The 25,334-nt window shown below is 66.4% G+C and carries 8 protein-coding genes and 1 pseudogene; 5 read left to right on the forward strand and 4 right to left on the reverse strand.

The features are described from left to right. Positions 1-26 precede the first annotated feature (26 nt). Positions 27-1,088 carry a TauD/TfdA family dioxygenase gene (locus tag ACMGT0_RS16320; RefSeq protein WP_416768987.1) on the reverse strand — a complete coding sequence of 354 codons (1,062 nt, stop codon included), beginning with the start codon at positions 1,086-1,088 and terminating at the stop codon, positions 27-29. A gap of 328 nt (positions 1,089-1,416) precedes the next feature. On the opposite strand from ACMGT0_RS16320, the gene ACMGT0_RS16325 reads away from it, so the two are divergent. Genes ACMGT0_RS16325 through syrC form a run of 3 tightly spaced genes read left to right on the forward strand, consistent with a single transcriptional unit; the run spans position 1,417 to position 5,704 of the window. Next, positions 1,417-3,483, forward strand: a complete 2,067-nt coding sequence (locus tag ACMGT0_RS16325) for an amino acid adenylation domain-containing protein (RefSeq protein ID WP_416768988.1) — start codon at positions 1,417-1,419, stop codon at positions 3,481-3,483. Between the two features lie 16 nt (positions 3,484-3,499). Beyond that, positions 3,500-4,435, forward strand: a complete 936-nt coding sequence (gene syrB2, locus ACMGT0_RS16330) for a syringomycin E biosynthesis L-threonyl-[L-threonyl-carrier protein] 4-chlorinase SyrB2 (protein WP_017904096.1) — start codon at positions 3,500-3,502, stop codon at positions 4,433-4,435. 57 nt (positions 4,436-4,492) lie between these two features. Continuing rightward, complete coding sequence (gene syrC, locus ACMGT0_RS16335; protein ID WP_054056605.1) at positions 4,493-5,704, forward strand: syringomycin E biosynthesis aminoacyltransferase SyrC; 1,212 nt, start codon at positions 4,493-4,495, stop codon at positions 5,702-5,704. Between the two features lie 102 nt (positions 5,705-5,806). Here syrC and ACMGT0_RS16340 read toward each other — a convergent pair whose 3' ends face one another. The 3 genes from ACMGT0_RS16340 to ACMGT0_RS16350 form a co-directional block, all read right to left on the reverse strand. After that, positions 5,807-6,421 (reverse strand): aspartyl/asparaginyl beta-hydroxylase domain-containing protein, encoded by a 615-nt coding sequence (locus ACMGT0_RS16340; protein ID WP_054056604.1) that lies wholly within the window; start codon positions 6,419-6,421, stop codon positions 5,807-5,809. 155 nt (positions 6,422-6,576) lie between these two features. Then, on the reverse strand, positions 6,577-7,947 hold the full coding sequence (locus ACMGT0_RS16345) for an MFS transporter (RefSeq protein ID WP_054056603.1): 1,371 nt from the start codon (positions 7,945-7,947) through the stop codon (positions 6,577-6,579). Then, positions 7,944-8,948 carry a cupin-like domain-containing protein gene (locus ACMGT0_RS16350; protein WP_416768989.1) on the reverse strand — a complete coding sequence of 335 codons (1,005 nt, stop codon included), beginning with the start codon at positions 8,946-8,948 and terminating at the stop codon, positions 7,944-7,946. Before ACMGT0_RS16350 ends, ACMGT0_RS16345 begins: the two co-directional genes overlap by 4 nt. Before the next feature lie 243 nt (positions 8,949-9,191). Between ACMGT0_RS16350 and ACMGT0_RS16355 the strand changes: the two are divergent. Together ACMGT0_RS16355 and ACMGT0_RS16360 are read left to right on the forward strand one after the other, a co-directional pair. Beyond that, positions 9,192-23,345 (forward strand): annotated as a pseudogene (locus tag ACMGT0_RS16355) (amino acid adenylation domain-containing protein); the annotation flags it as partial. Then, positions 23,340-25,331, forward strand: a complete 1,992-nt coding sequence (locus tag ACMGT0_RS16360; protein WP_416773495.1) for a non-ribosomal peptide synthetase — start codon at positions 23,340-23,342, stop codon at positions 25,329-25,331. The pseudogene ACMGT0_RS16355 and the gene ACMGT0_RS16360, both read left to right, overlap by 6 nt. Positions 25,332-25,334: the final 3 nt, after the last annotated feature.

Below are 25,334 nucleotides of genomic sequence, written 5' to 3' on the forward strand. Positions count from 1 at the left end.
TCCTGGGAGACCCGGCGTGGGGTCGTTCAGACGGGCTTCCAGACATCGTCCCGGGCGGTCATTTCACCCATGGCGACGACGATCAGCCGAGGTTCCTCGTAGGGGTCGCGGGCATGGGCGGCGAGCATGTTGTCCAGCATCACCACATCGCCCTTGCGCCAGTCGAAACGCACTGCGCAATCCTCGTAGGCCTCGCCGATCAGGGCCATGACCGAGTCTTCGATCGGTGAGCCGTCGCCATAGCTGACCAGCCGTGGCAGGCGGTCGGCACCGAACATGTCCAGCAGGTCCTCGCGCATCTCCTCACCCAGGCAGAATGGATGGTGCAGTTGCACCTGGTTGAAGAAGCAACGCTCACCGGTGAACGGATGGGTGATCACCGCCGGACACTGGGTGCGGATCTGCAGGGTATCGGCGTCGAGCCACTCGAAATCGGTGCCCTGCTCGCGGCAGCGCTGTTCGACGACGTCACGCGAGGAGGTGCCGAAGAACGATTCCCAGCCCGGTTCGACACCGGCGGTAAAGGTGCGGCTGTACATCAGGCCCTTGCGTTCGAAGCGCTCGACCACCTCGGCCGGCAGGCGCCCGAGCACCTGCCGGATATCGGCCAACGGCGTCGCCCCGCCGACCCGCGAGGGTTGTTCGCAGAAGAACCATTGCTTGCGCGGCCAGCTCTCCAGGTGCGAGCTTTCGTTGTGGTAAAGGATCATCTCGCGTTCGGGATAGGGCGTGGAGCGATAGACATTGCGCCCACCCTCCTTCTTCGGCAGGTCGCCGTAACTGCCATGCAGGCCCGGCGACAGCGCCTCGGCGAAGGTTTCGAAGGCCGCGACCGAACCCAGGTCGAAGCCGCGGAACAGCAGCGCGCCGTATTGGCACAGCAACGCCTCGACCGCCTCGCGTTGCGTGGATGCCCACAGCGCCGGATCCAGGCCGGCCGCGACGGGCTCGACCACCACCGGCAGGCTGATGCCGGGGGCCAGGAAGGACAGGCGCACCAACGGGTCGCCCACTCCATCGGGCCAGGCCGGCGAATTCGGCAGTTCGTCAGCGGTGAAAACCGGCGCAGCGTTAGCTTGAAGACTCATTGAACACTCCTGGACCACAGCCCCTCACATCCACGTTGTATGGCGCGAGACCGAACCGGTCCCAGCGCCGCGCAAGGATAAGAACATCGATGGCGGGGAGCTGTCTGTCACTGCAAACCGGGACAGGCGCCGCGTATGCCGCCCGTGACGGCTTTGTCCCCATTTCCCGCGACAGACGCCGGCGACCGCTCAATGCTGAAATGCGGCCACTGCGGATCGTGCCGGCTCTTTCGCAATGGGTCCCCAGGCCGCAGGGACGTCTCAAGTGCAGCGCAACTCGTCAAGGCGCCGATTCGCTGCACCTGGTTATTACACAGGAGCGTAAGTCATGCCGATCAAGAACACTGGCGAATCGGTCAACACCGCGCCAGCCCCTCTCACGTCCGGTGCTTTCCTGCATGAGATATTCGGTGCACGGGCGCGTGAGTTTCCCGAGCGAACGGCGGTGTCCGACGCCACTCGGACATTGAGCTATGCGCAACTCGACGCGCTGTCGTCGAAGCTCGCGGCGCGCCTGCGCCATGAGGGCGTGAAGGATGGCATGCGTGTCGGCATGTACCTGCCACGCAGCGTCGATCTGGTCATCAGTCTGCTGGGCATCCTCAAGGCCGGCGGTACCTATGTCCCGATCGATCCGCAGTATCCGGGCAAGCGTGTCGAGCACATCGTGCGCGACAGCGGCCTGAACCTGGTGATCGGCGACGCCGCGAACCTGCCGCAGAGCCCGGCCCTGCGCGTGCTGCCACTCGACCAACTGCTGTCCGCGCCGGCACTGGAGCCGAGTGCCGATGTCGGCCGTCGCGACCCGGACCAGGCCACCGCCTACATCATCTACACCTCCGGTTCCACCGGTGAGCCCAAGGGCGTACAGGTTGCCCACGGCAACGTCAGCCGCCTGCTGGAAAGCACACAACGCGTCTACGGCTTCAACGCCCAGGACGTCTGGTCGATGTTCCACTCCATCGGTTTCGACTTTTCGGTCTGGGAGATCTGGGGCGCCCTGGCCCACGGCGGCCAGGTCAGCGTGGTGCCGTATGACGTCTCCCGCTCTCCGAGCGCCCTGCGCCAATGGCTGTCGGACCAGCGCGTGACCGTGCTCAGCCAGACCCCATCGGCCTTCCGCGGCCTCGACGAGGCCGATCGTGGCAGCAAGGCGCCCCTGGCCCTGCGCTATGTGGTCTTCGGTGGCGAGGCGCTGCCGACCACCGTGCTGCGTTCCTGGGTCGCGCGCCATGGCGACCAGAAGCCGGCACTGATCAACATGTACGGCATCACCGAAGCGACCGTTCACACCACCTTCAAGCGTGTGCTGGGCCAGGACCTGGAAACCGGCGCGATCGTCTCCGTCGGCCAGCCGCTGGATGGCTGGCGGCTGCACCTGCTCGACGCCAACCAGGCAGCGGTGCCCCGGGGCACGGCCGGCGAACTGTATATCGAAGGCGCCGGCGTGGCCCAGGGCTACCTGAACCGTGCCAGCCTCAATGCCGAACGGTTCATCCAGTTGCCCGGCACCTCGACCCGCGCCTACCGCACCGGCGATCTGCTGATCCTGAGTGAAGACGGCGAGTACCGTTACGCCGGTCGTTGCGACGAGCAACTGAAGATCAGCGGTTTCCGCATCGAGCCGGGCGAGATCGAGGCCTGCCTGCAGACCAGCCCGAACGTGGCGGCCGCCCATGTCGGCGCACACGACTATGGTGATGGCGACCTGCGCCTGGTGGCCTATGTGGTCCCAAGCCATGGCCTCGGCGCCTGGACCGAGCAGGTCCGTGGTGAAGTCACCGCCCTGGTGGCCGCCAGCCTGCCGGACTACATGCGTCCTTCGACCTACCTGGCCCTGGCGCAGTTGCCGGTGACCGCCCATGGCAAGATCGACAAGCAGCAACTGCCCTCGCCCACCGGCGGCGTCACCCCGGTCGGCGCGGCCGGCAACCCGGAGCTCAACCAGGTCGAGCAGTTCGTGCTCAAGGTGTGGAACGAGGACCTGGGCCTGAGGAACATCGGTCTGAACGACGACTTCTTCGATTTCGGCGGCACCTCCCTGGCCCTGATCCGTTCGCTGAACAAACTCAAGACCCACTTCCAGATCAGCCTCGACCCCGGTGTCCTGGCGAACGGCGCAACCGCCAAGGTGCTGGCCGACTATATCTCCCGCACGCAACTGGCTCCCGAACAGTTCGTGCTCAAGGTCTGGAACGAGGACCTGGGCCTGAAGAACATCGGTCTGAACGACGACTTCTTCGATTTCGGCGGCACCTCCCTGGCCCTGATCCGCTCGCTGAACAAACTCAAGACTCACTTCCAGATCAGCCTCGACCCCGGTGTCCTGGCGAACGGCGCGACCGCCAAGGTCCTGGCCGACTACATCTCCCGCAACCTTGTTCAAGCCCATTGACCAAAAGGAAAGACCCGTGAGCAAAAAATTCGCCCTGACCCCGGAAGAACGCGCCTCGTTCGAAAAGAACGGTTTCATCGGCCCATTCGATGCCTATTCGCCGGAAGAAATGAAAGAGGCCTGGAAGCGTACCCGCCTGCGCATGCTCGACCGTAGCGCGGCGGCCTACCAGGACCTGGATGCCATCTCCGCCGGCACCAACATCGCCAACTACGACCGTCACCTGGATGACGACTTCCTGGCCGATCACATCTGCCGCGCGCAGATCTGCGACCGCGTCGAAAGCATCCTCGGCCCGGACGTACTGTGCTGGCGCACCGAGTTCTTCCCCAAGTACCCAGGCGATGAAGGCACCGACTGGCACCAGGCCGACACCTTCGCCAACGCCTCCGGCAAGCCACAGATCCTCTGGCCGGAACACGAGGACTTCGGCGGTACCATCACCGTCTGGACCGCGTTCACCGACGCCACCATCGCCAACGGTTGCCTGCAGTTCATCCCCGGCACCCAGAACAGCATGAACTATGACGAAACCAAGCGCATGAGCTACGACCCCGAGGCCAACAACAGCTCGGTGGTCAAGGACGGCGTACGTCGCGGTTTCTTCGGCTACGACTATCGCCAGTTGCAGATCGACGAGAACTTCAAGCCCGACGAATCCGCCGCCGTGCCGATGGTGATGAAAGCCGGCCAGTTCATCATTTTCTGGTCGACCCTGATGCACGCCTCCTACCCGCACAACGGTGAGTCCCAGGAAATGCGCATGGGCTTCGCGTCGCGCTATGTGCCGTCGTTCGTGAAGATCTACCCGGACTCCGATCACATCGAGGAATACGGCGGTCGCATCAGCCTGGAGAAATACGGCGCGGTACAGGTGGTCGGTAACAAGACGCCGGACTACAACCGCCTCGTGACCCATACCACCCGCGGCAAGAAATTCGAAGTGGCCTGATCCCTACCAGCCTGACGACAGTTGGCCTGCGCAATGTGCCTACAGGAGTTGAAATCCATGACTATTTCCACCGACGCAACGTTGCGCCTGTGCGAGACCGTGAGGATGCTTAGGCACCTTGCCATCCACCTGCCCGATCCCGTTTGCCTGAGCTTTCTCGCCCACGGCGATGGCCCGCTCCCCGAGCAGGCCTCGCCCAGCGTCAGGGCCACGGAACGCGCGGTCAACGCCGCCTTTGCGCGGATCGGCGTGCATGCCCTGCAGTACCTGCACGGGGGCGAGGCCCAGCTGTCGTCCTTCGAATACTTTATCAGCCGCAAGATCTGCGAGGCGCTCGACTACCGCTACGATCACTTCGACGATGACGAAGAGAGCATGGCCTTCAAGCGGGCGCTCAAGCATTTCGATTTCAGCGGTGCCGCGCCGCACATCGAGGCGCTGCACCTGACCACCCGCGACAACGTCGCCCTGTCGGTCTATGCCGGCACCCACCGGGAGCGTCCGGCAATCGTCCTCGCCCTGCCCTGCGGCATGCCCTTCGACCTTTGCCGCGACTGGTTCGACGCACTGAGCGAACGCTTCTTCGTGGTCACCTGGGAGACCCGCGGGCTGTTCGGTGCCTGCGAGTCCTTCGATGGCATCGCCGTGGACACCCAGGCCCAGGTCGCCGACCTGATCAGCGTGATGAATCACTACGAACTGTCCACCGCCCACCTGATGGGCATCTGCGGCGGCGCGGTGATCGCCCTCAGTGCCGCCGCGGCCCACGGCGACCGGGTCAGTTCCCTGAGCCTGTGGCATGGCGACTACAACCTGGGCGACGACAACCTGCGCACCGCCCATCAGCAGAACTTCGAGTGGCTGATGGAAGCCGCGGCCCAGGACCGCCACGAGGCCAGCGACCTGCAGACGATGTTCCTCGACCAGGCGACGCTGGCCACCACGCCCGAGCCGATCGCCCATGTCGCGCTCTATCCCTACGTCAACCCGGAGCTGTTCTATCGCTATGCGCGCCTGAACGACGCCTTGAACAAGACCGAGCTGGCCTCGCAGCTGGCGCGGGTCGCGGTACCGACCCTGGTGGTCGCCGGCGACGCCGATGCCACCACGCATATCGGCGGATCGCGCCACATCGCCGCCTCGATCGAGGAGGCCACCCTGCATGTGGAACGCGATGGCAGCCACCTGGCGTTCTTCGAGTCCACCCAGCTGGCCAAGCAGACCGCCTTCAACTTCCTGGAAGAAGTCCTGCAGCCGACTTTCGCCTGACGGTTGCGGACAGACAACAAAAGGGGGCTTGCGCCCCCTTCTTCGTTCCTGCCGCCGGCGACGGCCAAAGCGGCCCGTTTGCGCGGACCGCTGCGTCCGCTATCAGGCGGCGATCATGTTCTTTTCGCGATAGAACTCGAGGTACAGAACGGTACGGAAATCCCGCGAGGCATTGACCGCGAAGTGATCGAGCGAGCCATCGAAGATCACCAGGTTGCCATTGGTGCTCTGGTTGAAGTTGCCGTTGACGTTGAGGTAGGCGTAGTTGCCGGTGACGGGAGCATCGATGGTCAGTTGCATGTGCAGCAGCCCCTCCTCCCAGGTGCCGGTATGGGCATGGGTGCCCAGGAACACGTTGGGTTCCATGCGCAGCAGGGCACAGAGCTTGACCCCGGGGATCTGGGTCAGCAGCTCGATGGTTTCCGGCATCGCCTCACGGGCATAGGGAATCGGTGTGTCGTAGGCCATCAGGCCATACTGGGTCCACTCGGGCATCACTTCCATGTTGTCGCCCCAGCCCCAGATCCAGCCGTACTGACCACCGGCAGCCATGTGTTCATCGACTTCGTTGACGATATCGGTGATCTGCTTGCCGACCCGGTTGATGGTCAGGGTCGGCGCATTCAGGGCGAGAAACTCCTTGCGAATCACCTCCCAGTTGTTGGCCAGGTGCTGAAGCTTGGGGAAGTGACTGGGATCATAAAATGACGGACGCATAGGTCCTCCTCTATCGATTGTTGTCGGCTCGGATGGCGATGCGGGCGCAGTCCTGACGACTGCGCGAGAGCCTGCAAAGGTTGACCCAGCGCCCCTGGCCTGTCTGTCACGGGAATCTGGTACAACAGGCCCGCCACGCGGCCTTCAGGGCTTTTTCACAGGGCGTCGGCCTGTACCGGATCAGCCGTGTGCCGCGGTGCCGCCTCGGGCTGCGCGCCCTCCAGGCGGCGCATCGGCCCATGGCACAGGACACTCAGGGCCAACAGCGCAAAGCAGGCCCCGGCCGCCACGAACAGCATTGCCACCCCGCGCCCCGGGCCGACCCCCAGCCAGCGTCCGATCGATTCGGCATAGGCCCCGCCAGGCACCAGCGCCGGTTGAAACCAGTGGTCGACCAGCAGGCCACCGACGAAGATCGTCAGGCTGGTGGTGGCAATGGTCAGCATGCTGATCAGGGCAAAGACACTCGCCCGGTTGCCGGCGGGGATCCTGCGCATCCAGAGCGAGTTGACACTGGCGTCGGCCACGCTCGCCGCGGTAATGGCGACAAAGGCCAGCGAGCAGTAGGCAAAGGCGTGGGAGACCACACCCAGGGCAATCACACACAGCGCCAGCAACAGATCAGCCGCGGCCACCAGGGCCATCAATCGTCGCGGGTTGCCCATGGATATCAGCAGCCCGGCACCGGCGAGCCCGCCCAGGGCCGCCCAGGTGTAGGCCATGCCCAGGGTCTGGCTGCCCAGGGTGGACAGCAGCAACGGCGTCATCATCAGGGTGGCCAGCGACAGCATGGCATTGCGCAGCATGGTGTAGACCAACAGGCCGGCCATCAGCCGAGTGCCGGCAAAAAACCTCAGGGCGGCCGCGACGTTCCCCATCGCTCCGTGCAGCACCGTGCCCTTGGCAGGGCTGTCAGGTCGTTCGCAGGACTGCCGCAGATGGGAAAAGGCCTTGATCACCAGCAAGGTGCCGGAGCAGAAGGTGATCAGGTCCACCGCCAGGATGGTCACCAACCCCGCGTGGGCCATGATCGCACCCGCCAGCAACGGCGCAACCAGCGCCGAGGCGTTCTTGCTGATCCCCATGAGGCCCGAGGCACGGGTGAACTTGTCGGGGGCGACGATCGAGTTGACGGCTGCCTGGTAGGCCGGCTTGCGGAAGGCCGAGACGATCGAGGCCAGGCAGTTGAAGATATACAGGTGCAGCGGCTCCAGGCGATCGAACCAGAGCAGCCCCATGACGGCGAAGAGCAGCAGCGCCAGGCTGACGTCGCAACAGATGATGATCAGTCGATGGCTGACCCGGTCGGCCAGCCCACCGGCCAACGGCAGGAACACCACCGCGGGCAGCGTCGCCGCCAACACCACGTTGGCGAAGGCCACTGCCGAGCCGGTATGGGAGTAGACCCAGACCCCGAGGGCGAACTCCATCAGGGCGGTGCCGACGATCGCCAGGGACTCGCCGCACCACAGAAAATAGAAACTTCGTCCCAGGTCGAAGGATGGCCGACGGCGCGAGAGGCTCATGGGCGCACATCGCGAGGGCTGAAGAGATCACTCACCTTCTGCGCCAGCTGCCAGGCCAGGGAGTAGGCCACCGCGCCCAGCACCAGCGGCGCCAGCCGGGAAAACAGATAGGTACGCAGCACCCGCCTGGCGATCGGCGAGCGGATATCGCCACTGACATGCAGGGGCGTCGGGAAGGTTGCCGCAACGGTGGCACCGAACGCGTCGTCCATCGATTGCACGGCGTGCCACCAGTACACCGGGATGTACAGCGCATCGCCCGGTTCCACCACCGTGCGCAGCGCCTTCAGGTCGCGCGTTCCGGGGAAGCGCCGGGTATCGATGTCATACAGGTAGCCCGCCTCTTCGATCACCGGCCGCAGCGCCCGCCAACTGGCCTCGTCCGGTGGCAGCAGGAGCACTTCCTTGGCACCGACCACCTGGGCCATGAAAGTCTCGTCGACCACATGGAAATGCCAGTCGGTATAGGAATTGCGGTAGAGGAAACTGCGATGGGGCGGGTAATGCCGGGATTTGGACAATTGCGGCATGAACGGCAGGCCGCCGACGTCATCCTTCATCTGCTCGATGGCCGAGCCCTCGGAAAAACGGCAGCTGTCCGCCACCAGGGGATCATGCCCCTCGCCCAGGCCGTCGAGAAACTCGTGAAACGGCATCTCCCGGTAAACCGTGTCGGCATACGCGGTCAGCGTCGCCTTGACCTCGGGTTTCGACCAGCCGATGACTTCCGAGACGATCTTCGAACGCACCACCACCGGCTTGTTGCGCGAGTTCGCCTTGAAGTAGTCCAACTGCTGCCATTTCTGGAACGCCGGCCAGTGGCGCACGGCATTCTTCACCAGGCACGGACGGTTGCGGTTGACGTAGCGACGGATGAATGCCTCCCGGGTAATCGTCAACGCATCGATCACTTCGACAGGGCCTGCCTGAGGATGGTTGGGAAAACGCGACAGACTCCAGAACTTCGACTCAGGGCGGTTCACTTCGGCAATCGATGACATGGTGCGACCCTCGCAAGAACACTCAGGGCCGTTGATATAACAGAGTCACACGCACGCGCCCAAACGCACCGATGCCCGCACCGCGCGGTTGTCCCTGCTTCCCATGACAGACATCAACGGGTGGATGCTCTAGCTTTTTTCGCACGCTTTCCCTCGTCCCGCCGACCGACAATCGAGCCTTCGCGCCGTGCTGTCCCTCGCTCGGAGACGAGCCCACTGATTTCTGCAAACAGGTGCTCCGAAATGGATTCGTCGACCGAAAAGCTGTCCGCGCAAACCAGCGTGTCCCACGAACTGGCTTCGGTCCAGCAGGGTATCTGGCTCGATCAGATCGCCCACCCTGATCTGCCCTACTACAACATCGGCATGTCCCTGGAGATCCGCGGCGAGATCGACATCCCGCTGTTCGAGAAAGCGATCGAAATGGTCGCCAACCGCAACGACACGCTGCGCCTGAGTTTCAGCCATGAAGGCGGCACCGGTCGCCAGCGGGTCTTGCCCGAGGTCAAGGTCAAGCTCGAAGTGGTGGAGTTTTCCGAGGCCGACGACGACGCCGGCCTGGCCATGGAGTATCTGCGCGAAGCCTTTCGCAAACCGTTCGAGTCCTTGACCGGCCAGCTCTGGGAGGCGCGCATGGTGCGTTGCGGACCAAAGCGCCATTACTGGCTCAACCGCTACCATCACCTGGTCACCGACGGCATCGGCGTGGCGCTGATCGGGCATGCGGTGGGCGCCGCCTACAACAGCCTGCTGGCCGGCAACGAGGAAGTCGCCGAGGGCCACTCCTACCTGTCGTTTCTCGAGGAAGACCGTGCCTACCTGCAGTCCTCGCGCTACGAGCGCGACCGTCAGTTCTGGCAGGAAGTCTACGCGCAACTGCCACCGCCGCTGTTGCAGCGCCGCGCCGACTTCAAGGCCGGCAAGGCCAACGAACTGGCGCCCAGCGCCCAGGTCCAGGCGATGCTGCCGCGGTCGCTGTACAACGCCCTGACGCAGTTCGCCAGCGAACGCAGCCTGTCGGTGGCCCATGTGCTGATCAGCGTGGTCGGCACCTATTTCTGCCGCACCGTGGGAGTCGATGAAATCGTCATCGGCATGCCGGTGCACAACCGCACCACCGCCCGCCAGAAAGCCACCGCCGGCATGTTCTCCTCGGTCAGCCCGATTCGCCTGGCGGTCGACCCGCAAGGTTCGCTGCTGGACCTGATGAACGCCGCCGGTGCGCAACTGCGTCGCTGCTACCGCCACCAGCGTTTCCCCATCGCCGAGCTCAACCGCACCCTGCGCCTGGCCCAGACCGGGCGTCGGCAGCTGTTCGACGTTTCGCTGTCGTTCGAAAGCCTCGACGGCGACGATCAGTTTGGTGGCACCTCGTCGCGGGTGATCACCATGGACAACGGCTACGAGCAGACGCCGATGGCGATTTTCGTGCGCGACTACCATCCGTTCGAAGACGTGCACCTGGACTTCAACTTCAACACCGCCTACTACAGCCTCGAAGAGGCCCAGCGCCTGCAACAGCGCATGTTCGCCATGCTCGAAGCGGTGCTGGAACAGCATGACACCCCCGTGGCGCACTTCCCGCTGATGGGCGAGGAGGAACGCCGGCAGCTGCAGGTCGGATTCAACGATACCGCCCGCGTCTATCCGCGCGACGTGCTGATCCACCAGTTGGTCGAACAGCAGGTCGCCCAGCGGCCGAACGCCTGTGCCGTACGCGGCGACAGCGGGCCGCTGCTCAGCTACGAACAACTCAACCGCCAGGCCAACCAGCTCGCCCACCGGCTGATAGAACTGGGGGTGGAACCCGATGCCCGGGTTGCCGTCAGCCTGCGCCGCGGCCCGGAGATGGTCATCGCCCTGCTGGGCATTCTCAAGGCCGGCGGTGCCTATGTGCCGGTCGACCCGGACCTGCCGAGTGCCCGCCAGGCCTACATGCTCGACGACAGCGCGCCACGTGCGGTCCTCACCGTCCAGGCGCTACGGGACGGGCTGCCGGCCCTGAACGTGCCGGTGCTGCTGCTCGACGACCCCGACGACAGCGCACAACTGGCGGCACAGCCGACCTTCAACCCGGATCCCCGGGTCCTCGGCCTGCTGCCCGGGCACCTGGCCTACGTGCTCTACACCTCGGGTTCCACCGGGACACCGAAGGGGGTGATGAACGAACACCTGGGCGTGGTCAACCGCCTGCTCTGGGCCCGTGATGAATACGCCGTCGACGCTACCGACCGGGTGCTGCAGAAGACCCCGTTCGGTTTCGACGTGTCGGTCTGGGAGTTCTTCCTGCCGTTGCTCGCCGGTGCCGAACTGGTCATGGCCCGTCCGGGTGGCCATCAGGAACCGGACTACCTGGCCCGGGTGATCCGCGAGGCCGGTATCACCCTGCTGCACTTCGTGCCATCGATGCTCGATCTGTTCCTGGAACATCGTGCCAGTCGCGACTTCCCCGACCTGCGCCGGGTGCTGTGCAGCGGCGAAGCCCTGCCCCGTGGCCTGCAACGACGCTTCGAACAACAACTGGCCGGTGTCGAGCTGCACAACCTCTATGGCCCGACCGAAGCGGCCATCGACGTCACCGCCTGGCAGTGCCGTCCCGGCGATCCGGGCGAAAGCGTGCCGATCGGTCGCCCCATTGCCAATATCCAGATGCACGTGCTCGATGCCCTGGGCCAGGTACAACCGCTGGGCGTGGCCGGTGAGTTGCACATCGGCGGTATCGGCGTTGCCCGGGGCTATCTGAACCAGCCTCAACTGACGGCCGAGCGCTTCGTCGCCGACCCGTTCTCCAGCGATCCCCAGGCGCGCCTGTACAAGACCGGCGACCTGGGCCGCTGGCTGGCCAACGGTGCCCTGGAGTACCTGGGGCGCAACGACTTCCAGGTGAAGATCCGCGGCCTGCGCATCGAGATCGGCGAAGTCGAGGCTGCCCTGGCCCTGTGCGCCGGGGTTCGCGAGGTGGTGGTGATCGCCCGTGAAGACGAGCCCGGCCAGGCGGAAAGCAAGCGCCTGGTGGCCTATGTCTGCGGCGAACCGGCACCCGCCGAACAACTGCGCAACGAACTGCTCAAGCACCTGCCCGAATACATGGTGCCCAGCGCCTTCGTGCACCTGGACAAGCTGCCACTGACCGCCAACGGCAAGCTCGACCGCCGTGCCCTGCCCGCCCCGGGCGTCGAATCCCTGGCCAGCAAGGCCTACGAGGCCCCTGTCGGCGAGACCGAAGTGGCCATCGCCGAAATCTGGAAAACCCTGCTCGGTCTCGACCAGGTCGGTCGTCACGACGGCTTCCTCGAACTGGGCGGCCATTCGCTGCTCACCGTGCAACTGCAGGCCCGCCTGCACCAGGAACTGGGGGCCGAGATCGACCTGCGCACCCTGTTCGGCATCGGCTCCCTGCAAGCCCTCGCCCAGTGCGTGGACCAGGCCGGCCGTTCCTCGGTGCAGAGCATCGAAGCCGTGGCCCGCGACCAGGACCTGCCGCTGTCCCTGGCCCAGCAACGCCTGTGGTTCCTCGACCAGCTCGACCACGCCGCCAGCATCGCCTATCACATGCCCGCGGCCCTGCGCCTGCGCGGCCAGCTCGACCGCCAGGCCCTGCACCGGGCCCTGGACCGTATCGTCGCGCGGCACGAAAGCCTGCGCACCACCTTCGAACGCCAGGGCGATCACGTCCGCCAGCGCTTCGCCCCAGAGGACATCGGCTTCAGTCTGCTCGAGCATGACCTGCGGGACCTGGACGAGCAGGCCCGGCAACAGGCCGTCGAGCGACTGGGCCGTGAGGAAGCCGGCGCACCGTTCGACCTGAGCCAGGGCCCGCTGATTCGCGGACGCCTGCTGCAACTGGCCGAGGACGAACATGTGCTGCTGGTCACCCAGCACCATATCGTCTCCGATGGCTGGTCCGTGGCCGTGCTGATCGGCGAGTTCAACCGCCTCTACAGCGCCTTCAGCCATGGCCTGGACGATCCGCTGCCGGCGCTGACCCTGCAATACGCCGACTACGCCGCCTGGCAGCAACAGTACCTGCAAGGCGAACGCCTGCAGGCCCAGACCCGTTTCTGGCGCGAGCACCTGAGCGGTGCGCCAGGCCTGCTGGAACTGCCGGCCGATCGTCCGCGGCCCCAGGTACAGAGCTACCGGGGCGCCACCCTGCCCCTGGAACTGCCGGCCACCCTCAGCAACCGGCTGCGCCAGTTCAGCCAGCAACAGGGCCTGACGCCGTTCATGACCCTGCTGGCCGCCTGGTCGATCCTGCTCTCGCGCCTGAGCAACCAGGCCGAAGTGGTGGTCGGTACTCCGGTGGCCAACCGGCCGCGCCAGGAAACCGAGGCGCTGATCGGCTTCTTCGTCAACACCCTGGCCCTGCGGGTCGATGTCCAGGCCCACGAACGCGTCGAGCAGTTGCTGGCGCGGGTCAAGGCCATCACCCTGGAGGCCTACGACCATCAGGACCTGCCGTTCGAACAGGTGGTCGAAGCCCTGCAGCCGGAGCGCAGCCTCGGCCACAGCCCGCTGTTCCAGGCCATGCTGGTGCTGGGTAACACTCCGCAGGACCAGGCGCTGTCGCTGCCCGGCCTGGAACTGACGCCACTGCCCCAGGCCAGCGGCACCACCCAGTTCGACCTGAGCCTGTCGCTCAATGACGACGGCGCAACCATCCGTGGCCAGTTCGAGTACGCCACCGATCTGTTCGACGCCAGCACCATCGAACGCTGGAGCCGCCACCTGCTGCGCCTGCTCGACGCCCTGCTCGGCGATATCACGCAGCCGCTGGCAACCCTGCCGCTGCTCGATCACCAGCAGCGTCGCGAACTGCTCACCGGTTTCAACCGGACCTACGTCCCGTTCGCCGAAGGCCTGCGCTTGCAGGACCTCTTCGAACAGCAGGTGCAGGCACGCCCCGAGGCCATCGCGGTGCAGGCCGAAGGCATCGCCCTGAGCTATGCCGAACTCAACACCCGGGCCAACCGCATCGCCCATCGCCTGATCGCCGCGGGCCTGCAGCCGGATGAGCGGGTGGCCCTGCTGGTGGAGCGCAGCCCGGAAATGATCGTCGGCATCCTCGCCATCCTCAAGGCCGGTGGCGCCTATGTGCCGCTCGACCCGAACTATCCGCAGGACCGCCTGCAACACATGCTCGACGACAGCGCGCCACGGGTGCTGCTGAGCCAGGGCGATCTGGCCCGGCAACTGCCGCCACTGTCGATTCCCAACCTGTCGCTGACCGACAGCCCCGGTAACGACGCCAATCCCCAAGTCGCCCATCTGACCTCGCGGCACCTGTGCTACGTGATGTACACCTCCGGCTCCACCGGCAAGCCGAAAGGCGTGATGCTCGAGCACCGTTCCGTGTGCAACCAGATCGGCGCCCTGCAGGAACGCTACGGCCTCAATCCAAAGGACCGCGTCCTGCAATTCGCCACCATGACCTTCGACATGTCCGTCGAGGAGATCTTCGGTGCCCTGCTCTCCGGCGCCACCCTGGTGCTGCGCTCGGATGCCTGGATCGCCGGCACCGCCGCCTTCGCCGCGCTGTGCGAGCAGTACGCGATCACCGTCGCCAACCTGCCCACCGTGTTCTGGCAACAGGTCGCCCGCGATGCCCATGTCCCCCTGCCGACCTCCCTGCGCCAGTTCATGATCGGCGGCGAAGCCGTGGGCAAACAGGCGGTGGCCCAGTGGTTCGAGCGGGAAACCCATCGTCCGGCGCTGTTCAACGCCTACGGTCCGACCGAAGCCACGGTCAACGCCTCGATCCGCCTGATGGAACGCGACAACGAAGACTTCCGCTCCATCGGCACGCCGGTGCGCAATACCCAGCTGCATGTGCTGGATGCCGCCGGTAACCTCGCGCCCCTGGGCGTGGCCGGTGAGTTGCATATCGGTGGCGTCGGCGTGGCCCGCGGCTACCTCAACCGGGCCGAACTGAGCGCCGAACGCTTCATCACCGATCCGTTCAGCACCGCCTCGGACGCCCGGCTGTACAAGACCGGCGACCTGGCCCGCTGGCGCGCCGACGGCACCCTCGAATACCTGGGCCGCAACGACGACCAGGTGAAGATCCGCGGCTTCCGGGTCGAACTGGGGGAAATCGAGGCCGTGCTGGCCGCCTGCGAAGGCGTCAGCGAAGCCGTGGTCGTGGCCCGGGAAAGCCAACCCGGCCAATCCGAAAGCAAGCGCCTGGTGGCCTACCTGTGTGGCGACGCCGTGCCCGTCGAGCAACTGCGCGCGGCCCTGCTGGAGGCCTTGCCGGACTATATGGTGCCGAGCGCCTACGTACACCTGGAGGCCATGCCACTGACCCCCAACGGCAAACTGGACCGCCGCGCCCTGCCCGCTCCGGGCCAGGAAGCCTTTGCCAGCCGCGCCTATGAAGCCCCGCGCGGCGAGGTCGAGCAGATCGTCGCCGGGGTCTGGCAGGACCTGCTGGGTATCGAGCAGGTCGGTCGTCATGACCGCTTCTTCGAACTCGGCGGCCACTCGCTGCTGGCCGTCAGCCTGATCGACCGGCTGCGCCAGCGCGGCCTGCATGCCAGTGTCCGCACCGTGTTCACCGCGCCCAGCGTGTGGGAGATGGCCCAGGCCATCGGGCGCGACAGCCAGGCCCTGTTCCAGGCACCGGCCAACCGCATTCCGGCCGGCTGTACCGAACTGACCCCGGACATGCTGCCGCTGGTGAACCTGAATGCCACGCAACTGGAGCGGATCGTCAGCGCCGTCCCCGGCGGGGCCGCCAATATCCAGGACATCTACCCGCTGGCGCCACTGCAGCAAGGTATCCTCTTCCATCACCTGCTGGGCCACGAAGGCGACGCCTACCTGGTGCGTTCGCTGATCGAGTTCGACGACCGCCAGCGCCTCGATGCCTTTGTCGAAGCCCTGCAGACGGTCATCGACCGCCACGACATCCTGCGCAGCTCGGTGCACTGGGTCGGCCTGCCGCAGGCCGTGCAGGTGGTCCATCGCCAGGTGCGACTGCCGCTGGAAACACTCACCCTGAGCCCGGACCAGGACCCGCGCAGCCAGCTGGAGCAACTGAGCGACCCACGACGGCTGCGCCTGGATCTGCAACAGGCGCCGCTGATGCGCGCCTGCATCGCCCGTGATCCACACGCCGAGCGCTGGCTGCTGGCCCTGCTCGACCACCACATGATCAGCGACCACGTGTCCCTGGGCATCGTGCTCGAGGAAATCCGTGCCCTGATGCAGGGCCAGGGCGCCGAACTGCCGGCTCCGCAGCCTTACCGGGAGTTTGTCGCACAGGTCCTCGCCACCCCGGCCGAAGTGCACGAGGGCTACTTCAGACGTCGCCTGGCCGATGTCGACGAGCCCACCGCACCGTTCGGCATCCTCGATGTCCAGGGCGACGGTGCCCGGGTCAGCGAGACCAGCCAGCATCTGGACCCGGCCCTGAGTCTGCGGATCCGGGCCCGTGCCCAGGCCGCCGGGGTCACTCCGGCCGTGCTGTTCCATATCGCCTGGGCCCAGGTGCTCGGGCGCTGCACCGACCGTGATGACGTGGTGTTCGGCACCGTGGTCGCCGGCCGTCTGCAAGGCTCGGCGGGGGCGGACCGCGCCCTTGGGGTGTTCATCAATACCCTGCCGGTGCGCGTGCAACTGGCCCGCTCCGGGGTCGGCTCACTGGTGGACGAGACCTATCGCGACCTCAGCGAAATGCTGGCCCACGAGCAGGCCTCCCTGGCCCTGGCCCAGCGTTGCAGCGGCGTCGCGGCGGGCCTGCCGTTGTTCACCACGCTGTTCAACTATCGCCATTCCACCGACGGCGGCTCCCTGGCCAACCAGGAGCACGTGCTGGCCTGGGATGGCGTGCGTTTCCTGAGCAACGAAGCGCGTACCAACTACCCGATCGAAGTGGCCGTGGCCGATGAAGGGGGCGGTTTCTCCCTGACCACCCAGGCCATCGACAGTATCGACCCACGGCGTATCGCCGACTACCTCGTCCACGCCGTGAGCGAACTGGTCGCTGCCCTTGAGCAGGACCCCGCGCGCCCGGCCGCCGACCTGAAGGTCGTGCCCGAAGCCGAACGGCAACAGTTGCTCAACGACTTCAACGACACCGCCACCGACTTCGGACCGGCCCAGCCGATCCATGCCCTGTTCGAGGCCCAGGTCCGTGCCAACCCGGATGCCGTGGCCCTGCTCTGCGAAGACCGCCAGTTGAGCTATCGCCAGCTCAACCGCCGCGCCAACCATCTGGCCCGGCAACTGCTGGCACTCGGTGTGCAACCGGACGAACGCGTGGCCATCTGCGCCGAACGCAGCCTCGACATGATCGTCGGCCTGCTCGGCGTGCTCAAGGCCGGGGCCGCCTATGTCCCCATCGACCCGGCCCACCCGGCCGAGCGCATGGCCTTCATGCTCCAGGACAGCCAGCCACGGGCATTGTTGACCCAGGCCGCGCTATCGCTGCCGGCCGGCGACCTGCCGGTGTTGCTGCTGGACACCGCCGAATCGCTGCAGGCCGTACAGGATGAGGCCTTCGACGCCAACCCGGTGGTTGCCGGCCTGACCCCGCAGCACCTGGCCTATGTCATCTACACCTCCGGCTCCACCGGCCAATCCAAGGGCGTGATGGTCGAGCACCGCTCGGTGTTCAACTTCTGGCACGTGCTGACCCGCACCACCCACCAGCACTGCCCGACACCCGCCACCGTGGCGCTCAATGCCGGCTTCTTCTTCGACATGTCGATCAAGGGCATCTCGCAGCTGTTCTCCGGACACAAGCTGGTGATCATCCCGCAACTGATCCGCGCCAGCGGCAACGAGCTGCTGGACTTCCTCGAACAGCACCAGGTGCACGCCTTCGACTCGACCCCGTCGCAGCTCGACACCCTGCTCGCCGCCGGCCTGCTGGAGCGTCGCAGCTACCAGCCGGTCAGCGTGCTGCTGGGTGGCGAGGCAATCAACGCCAGTACCTGGGAGAAGCTGCGCAACTGCCAGAGTATCCGCTTCTACAACATGTACGGCCCGACCGAGTGCACGGTGGACGCGACCCTCGACCTGATCCGCGACCTCGGAGAGAAACCGAGCATCGGCCGGCCGTTCGCCAACGTCCAGGTGCATGTCCTCGATGCCCGGGGCGAGCCCGCGCCGCTGGGCGTGGCCGGGGAAATCCATATCGGCGGCGTCGGTGTGGCCCGTGGCTACCTCAACCGCGACGCGCTGAGTGCCGAACGCTTTATCGCCGACCGCTTCAGCAAGGTGCCCGGGGCCCGCCTGTACAAGACCGGCGACCTGGGTCGCTGGCTGGCCGACGGCACCCTGGAATACCTGGGCCGCAACGACTTCCAGGTGAAGATCCGCGGTTTCCGCATCGAACTGGGGGAAATCGAGAACGCGTTGCTGGCGATCTCGGGTGTCACCGAAGCGGTGGTCATCGCCCGTGAGGAACAGCGCCTGGTGGCCTATGTCTGCGGCGAACCGGCGCCTGCCGAACAACTGCGCAACGAACTGCTCAAGCACCTGCCCGAGTACATGGTCCCCAGCGCCTTCGTGCACCTGGACAAGCTGCCGCTGACCGCCAACGGCAAGCTCGACCGCCGTGCCCTGCCCGCCCCGGGCGTCGAATCCCTGGCCAGCAAGGCCTACGAGGCCCCTGTCGGCGAGACCGAAGTGGCCATCGCCGAAATCTGGAAAACCCTGCTCGGTCTCGACCAGGTCGGTCGTCACGACGGCTTCCTCGAACTGGGCGGCCATTCGCTGCTCACCGTGCAACTGCAGGCCCGCCTGCACCAGGAACTGGGGGCCGAGATCGACCTGCGCACCCTGTTCGGCATCGGCTCCCTGCAAGCCCTCGCCCAGTGCGTGGACCAGGCCGGCCGTTCCTCCGTGCAGACCATCGAAGCCGTGGCCCGCGACCAGGACCTGCCACTGTCCCTGGCCCAGCAACGCCTGTGGTTCCTCGACCAGCTCGACCACGCCGCCAGCATCGCCTATCACATGCCCGCGGCCCTGCGCCTGCGCGGCCAGCTCGACCGCCAGGCCCTGCAACGGGCCCTGGACCGTATCGTCGCGCGGCACGAAAGCCTGCGCACCACCTTCGAACGCCAGGGCGATCACGTCCGCCAGCGCTTCGCCCCAGAGGACATCGGCTTCAGTCTGCTCGAGCATGACCTGCGGGACCTGGACGAGCAGGCCCGGCAACAGGCCGTCGAGCGACTGGGCCGTGAGGAAGCCGGCGCACCGTTCGACCTGGGCCAGGGCCCGCTGATTCGCGGACGCCTGCTGCAACTGGCCGAGGACGAACATGTGCTGCTGGTCACCCAGCACCATATCGTCTCCGATGGCTGGTCCGTGGCCGTGCTGATCGGCGAGTTCAATCGCCTCTACAGCGCCTTCAGCCAGGGCCTGGACGATCCGCTGCCGGCGCTGACCCTGCAATACGCCGACTACGCCGCCTGGCAGCAACAGTACCTGCAAGGCGAACGCCTGCAGGCCCAGACCCGTTTCTGGCGCGAGCACCTGAGCGGTGCGCCAGGCCTGCTGGAACTGCCGGCCGATCGTCCGCGGCCCCAGGTACAGAGCTACCGGGGCGCCACCCTGCCCCTGGAACTGCCGGCCACCCTCAGCAACCGGCTGCGCCAGTTCAGCCAGCAACAGGGCCTGACGCCGTTCATGACCCTGCTGGCCGCCTGGTCGATCCTGCTCTCGCGCCTGAGCAACCAGGCCGAAGTGGTGGTCGGTACTCCGGTGGCCAACCGGCCGCGCCAGGAAACCGAGGCGCTGATCGGCTTCTTCGTCAACACCCTGGCCCTGCGGGTCGATGTCCAGGCCCACGAACGCGTCGAGCAATTGCTGGCGCGGGTCAAGGCCATCACCCTGGAGGCCTACGACCATCAGGACCTGCCGTTCGAACAGGTGGTCGAAGCCCTGCAGCCGGAGCGCAGCCTCGGCCACAGCCCGCTGTTCCAGGCCATGCTGGTGCTGGGTAACACCCCGCAGGACCAGGCGCTGTCGCTGCCCGGCCTGGAACTGACGCCACTGCCCCAGGCCAGCGGCACTACCCAGTTCGACCTGAGCCTGTCGCTCAATGACGACGGCGCAACCATCCGTGGTCAGTTCGAGTACGCCACCGATCTGTTCGATGCCAGCACCATCGAACGCTGGAGCCGCCACCTGCTGCACCTGCTCGACGCCCTGCTCGGCGATGTCACGCAACCGCTGGCAACCCTGCCGCTGCTCGACGCACAACAGCGCCTGCAGTTGCTGTCATCGTTCAATCCACCGCTCTCGGCACTGGACGAATCGCCGCAACGCCTGCCCCACCGGGTCTTCGAAGAACAGGCCGCGCGCACCCCGAACGCCGTGGCAGTGGTCTGCGCCGGACAGTCCCTGGGTTATGCCGAACTGAATGCCCGGGCCAACCGCATCGCCCATCGCCTGATCGCCCTGGGGGTACGTCCCGACCATACCGTTGGCCTCTGCGCCCGCCGCAGCCCGGAGATGGTGATCGGCCTGCTGGGCATCCTCAAGGCCGGCGCCGCCTACGTACCGCTGGATCCGCAATACCCGGCGCAACGCCTGGCCCATATGCTGGCCGACAGCGCGCCACAAGCCCTGGTGATTCAGCACGGGCTGCAGTTGCCGGTCCCCGAAGGCCTGGCCACGCTGGAACTGGACGACCCATCGCTGCAACAGGCTGCACAGCACAACCCCGAGGTGCCGGCGCTGGGCTTCAACCACCTGGCCTATGTGATCTACACCTCGGGCTCCACCGGCCTGCCCAAAGGCGTGATGGTCGAGCATCGCGGCCTGCGCAACCTGCTGGACTGGTACCTCGACGACCTCGAGTTCCACGCCGGGGACGCGGTGCTGCTGGCCTCCTCCTATAACTTCGACCTGACCCAGAAGAACATTCTCGCGCCACTGATGGTCGGTGCGGTGTTGCACCTGGCCGAAGAGCCGTTCAACCCCGAGGCCATCGTCACGCAGATCGCCGAAGCCGGTGTGACGCACCTGAACATGTCGCCGAGCGCATTCCATGCGCTGGTGGACGCCGACATCCACCAGGCCCTGGCCTGTCTGAAGCGGGTGGTACTGGGGGGCGAGCCGATTCAGATCGCCATGCTGGAAAAACTCCCTCAGCCGCGACCGGCCGTGATCAACAGCTACGGCCCGACCGAGTGCAGCGACGTGGTGGCCTGGCACCGGGCGGACACCGACCTGGCGACCTACCGGGACCGTTCGATGCCCATCGGCAAGCCGATCCGCAATATGCAACTGCATGTGCTGGACAGCCACGGCCAGTTGTTGCCAGTGGGCGTACGCGGCGAAATCCATATCGGTGGCGTCGGCGTCGCCCGTGGCTACCTGAACCGGCCGGAACTGAGCGCCGAACGCTTTATCGCCGATCCGTTCGCCGATCGGGCCGAGGCCCGGCTGTACAAGACCGGTGATATCGGTCGCTGGCTGCCCGATGGCACGCTGGAATACCTGGGTCGCAACGATGACCAGGTGAAAATTCGTGGCCTGCGCGTCGAGCTGGGCGAAATCGAGGCCGCGATCGCCGCGCTGCCGGGTGTTCGCGAGGCGGCGGTGATTGCCCGCGCGCACCAAAGCGCCCCCGATAACAAGCGCCTGGTCGCCTACCTGTGCGGCGAACCGGCGTCCGCCGAGCAACTGCGTGCCGATCTGCTGCAGCGCCTGCCCGGCCATATGGTGCCCAGCGCCTTCGTGGTGCTGGACCGGTTGCCATTGACCCCCAACGGCAAGCTCGACCGCCGCGCCCTGCCGGAACCGGGCCAGGAGGCGTTCGCCAGCCGTACCTACGAGGCGCCCCAGGGGCCGGTCGAACACGCCATCGCGCAGATCTGGCAGCAATTGCTCGGCGTGGAGCGGGTCGGACGGCACGACGGTTTCTTCGAGCTGGGCGGTCATTCGCTGCTGGCGGTCAGCCTGATCGAGCGTTTGCGCCAACAGGGCATGAATGCCAGCGTACGCAGCGTATTCACTTCTCCCAATCTGCGGGAGATGGCCCTTGCCATCAGCCATGAGCCGGCAATCCGCTTCCAGGCCCCGGCCAACCGTATCCCGGCCGGCTGTACCGAGCTGACCCCGGACATGCTGCCGCTGGTGAACCTGAATGCCACGCAACTGGAGCGGATCGTCAGCGCCGTCCCCGGCGGGGCCGCCAATATCCAGGACATCTACCCGCTGGCGCCGCTGCAGGAAGGGATTCTCTTCCACCACCTGCTGGGCCACGAGGGCGATGCCTACCTGGTGCGCTCGATGATCGAATTCGACGACCGCCAGCGCCTCGATGCATTCATCGCGGCCCTGCAAACGGTCATCGACCGCCATGACATCCTGCGCACGGCGGTGCATTGGGACGGCCTGCCGCAGCCAGTGCAGGTGGTGCAACGCCGAGCGCACCTGCCGGTGCACAGCGTCACCCTCGACAGCGACCGCGACCCGCTGGAGCAGTTGCGTACCCTCAACGACCCGCGGCAGCTGCGCCTGGACCTGCGCCAGGGGCCGCTGATGCGCGCCTGCATCGCCCGCGACCCGCACTCCGAGCGCTGGCTGCTGGCCCTGCTCAACCACCACATGGCCAGCGACCACGTGACCCTGGAAATCGTCCTGGAGGAAATCCATGCGATCCTCCATGGCCAGGGCGACCAGTTGCCGGCCCCGCAGCCGTATCGTGACTTCATCGCCCAGACCCAGGCCACCCCGGCCGAGGTCCATGAAGCCTACTTCAGCCGTCGCCTGGCGGATGTCGATGCACCGACCGCACCGTTCGACCTGCTGGAAGTACAGGGCGATGGCAACCACATCGAAGAGGCCGAACTGCAACTGGGCGACGACCTGACCCGGCGGATCCGCGCCCAGGCCCGTGAGCGCGGGATGACCCCGGCGGTGCTGTTCCATGTGGCCTGGGCCCAGGTCCTGGCGCGCTGCACCGGACGCGATGACGTGGTGTTCGGCACCGTGGTCGCCGGCCGCCTGCAAGGTTCGGTCGGTGCCGAACGGGCCCTGGGGGTGTTCATCAACACCCTGCCGGTTCGCGTGCAACTGGCCAGCCAGGGTGCTCATGAACTGCTGCTGGCCACCCACCGCGACCTTGGCGAACTGCTGATCCACGAGCAGGCCTCCCTGGCCCTGGCCCAGCGTTGCAGCGGTGTGGCGACAGCCTTGCCGCTGTTCACCAGCCTGCTCAACTACCGGCACCAGAGCGACGACAGCCAGTTGCAGTGGCCGGGCATGCGCCTGCTTGGCAGTGCCGAACGGACCAACTACCCGCTGACCCTGTCGGTCAACGATTACGGCGATGCCCTGGGCCTGCAGGTGCAAGGCGTGCGGCCGGTGGACCCACAGCGCCTGTGCGCACTGATGCAACGGGCATTGGAGCAACTGACCCAGGCGCTGATGTACACGCCGAAGATCGCGCTCACGGAACTGGATGTGCTGCCGCCCGCCGAACGTACCCTGCTGCTGGACACCTTCAACCAGAATCATCTGGACTATCCGAAGGACGTCTGCATCCAGCAGCTGTTCGAAGAGCAGGTGGGCAGGACGCCGACCGCCATCGCCCTGGTCGATGCCCATGGGCAGCTCGACTACGCCACGCTCAACGCCCGCGCCAACCGCCTGGCCCGGCGCCTGGTCGAGGCTGGTACGCGGCCGGGTGACCTGGTGGCGATCTGCGTCGAGCGCGGTACGGCGATGATCATCGGCCTGCTCGGCATCCTCAAGGCCGGTGCCGCCTATGTACCACTGGACCCGACCTACCCGGCCGAACGCCTGGCCGCCATCGTCGGGGACGCCCTGCCACGCCTGCTGCTGGCCGATCCGCCCGGACGTGCGGCGCTCGGCGAGCCGGTTGGCGAAACCCGCTGCCTGGCCATCGAACAGGCGGACACCACGGCACCGGTGCCGCCCGCGGAGGCGGCGAACCTGACGTTCGCCGCCTCCGAGCTGACCTCGGCGCACCTGGCCTACGTGATCTACACCTCGGGCTCCACCGGCAAGCCCAAGGGCGTGACGATCGAGCACCGCAGCCTGGTGGCCTCGACCCTGGCCCGCTGTGCGGTGTACGCCTCGGACAGCGAACGGCGCTTCCTGCTGCTGTCGTCGATCGCCTTCGACAGCTCCGTGGCGGGGATCTTCGGCACCCTGCTCAGCGGCGGCACCTTGTGCATCCCGGATGCCGACACGGCCCGCGACCCCGAGGCCATTGCCCGGTTCATCGATGCGCAGGCGGTCACCACCCTGCTCTGCGTCCCGTCCCTGGGTCGCCTGGTGCTGGGCAGCCTGGCGGCCACCAGGGGCCGCCGCACCCTGCGGGAGATGATCGTCGCCGGCGAAACCTGCCCACCGTTGCTGGTGCGCGAGTGTGCCGAATTCGAGCCGGCCATCACCCTGTACAACGAATACGGGCCGACCGAGGCCACGGTCTGGGCCACGGTGCATCGCTGCACGCCGGACGACCAGGGCACGGTGCCTGTCGGCCGGCCGATCCCCAACACCCGCCTGTACCTGCTCGACCCACAGGGCCAGCCGGTTCCGCTGGGCGTCTCGGGCGAACTCTACATTGGCGGCGACGGGGTGGCTCGCGGCTATCTGAACCGGCCGCAGTTGAACGCCGAGCACTTCCTCGCCGACCCGTTCGCGGCCGGCGACGACGCCCGGATGTATCGCACCGGCGATCTGGTGCGCCTGCGGGCCGACGGGGTGCTCGAGTTCCTCGGGCGCAACGACCAGCAGGTGAAGATCCGCGGCTTCCGTATCGAACCGGGGGAGATCGAAGCGCTGATGCTGACCCTGCCGGGTGTGCGCGAGGCCGCGGTGATCGCCCGCGAGGACGTGCCGGGAGCCCGGCGCCTGGTGGCCTACCTTAGCGTCGAACCGCACCTGTCCGCCGGCAACGCCAGTCAGACACTGAGGCCGTACCTCAGCTCGCAGTTGCCGGACTACATGGTGCCGTCGGCCTTCGTGGTGCTCGAACAGCTGCCGTTGAGCCCCAACGGCAAGCTCGACCGCCAGGCCCTGCCCGCCCCGGGAGCCGAGGATTTCGCCCACCGCGAATACGAAGCGCCCAACGGTGAGACCGAGGAGCTGCTGGCCGCGATCTGGGCCGAGCTGCTGGGCCTGGAGCGGATCGGTCGCCACGACGACTTCTTCGAACTCGGCGGTCACTCGCTGCTGGCGGTGCAACTGACCTTGCGGGCCCGCGAGACCTTCGGCGTCGAAGTGCCCCTGCGCGGCCTGTTCGAACACCCGTCGCTGCAGGCGTTGGCCGACCTGGTCACCACCTTGCAACTGGCTCAGTACGAGTCCGACGAACTGCTGGACCTGCAACAAGAAATGGCTTCGCTGTCTGAAAGCGAACTGCTCGCTATCGTCTCCAAGGATGCTTGATAA

Source organism: Pseudomonas sp. RHF3.3-3, assembly GCF_048069595.1.
Taxonomy (GTDB): Bacteria; Pseudomonadota; Gammaproteobacteria; order Pseudomonadales; family Pseudomonadaceae; genus Aquipseudomonas; species Aquipseudomonas fuscovaginae_B.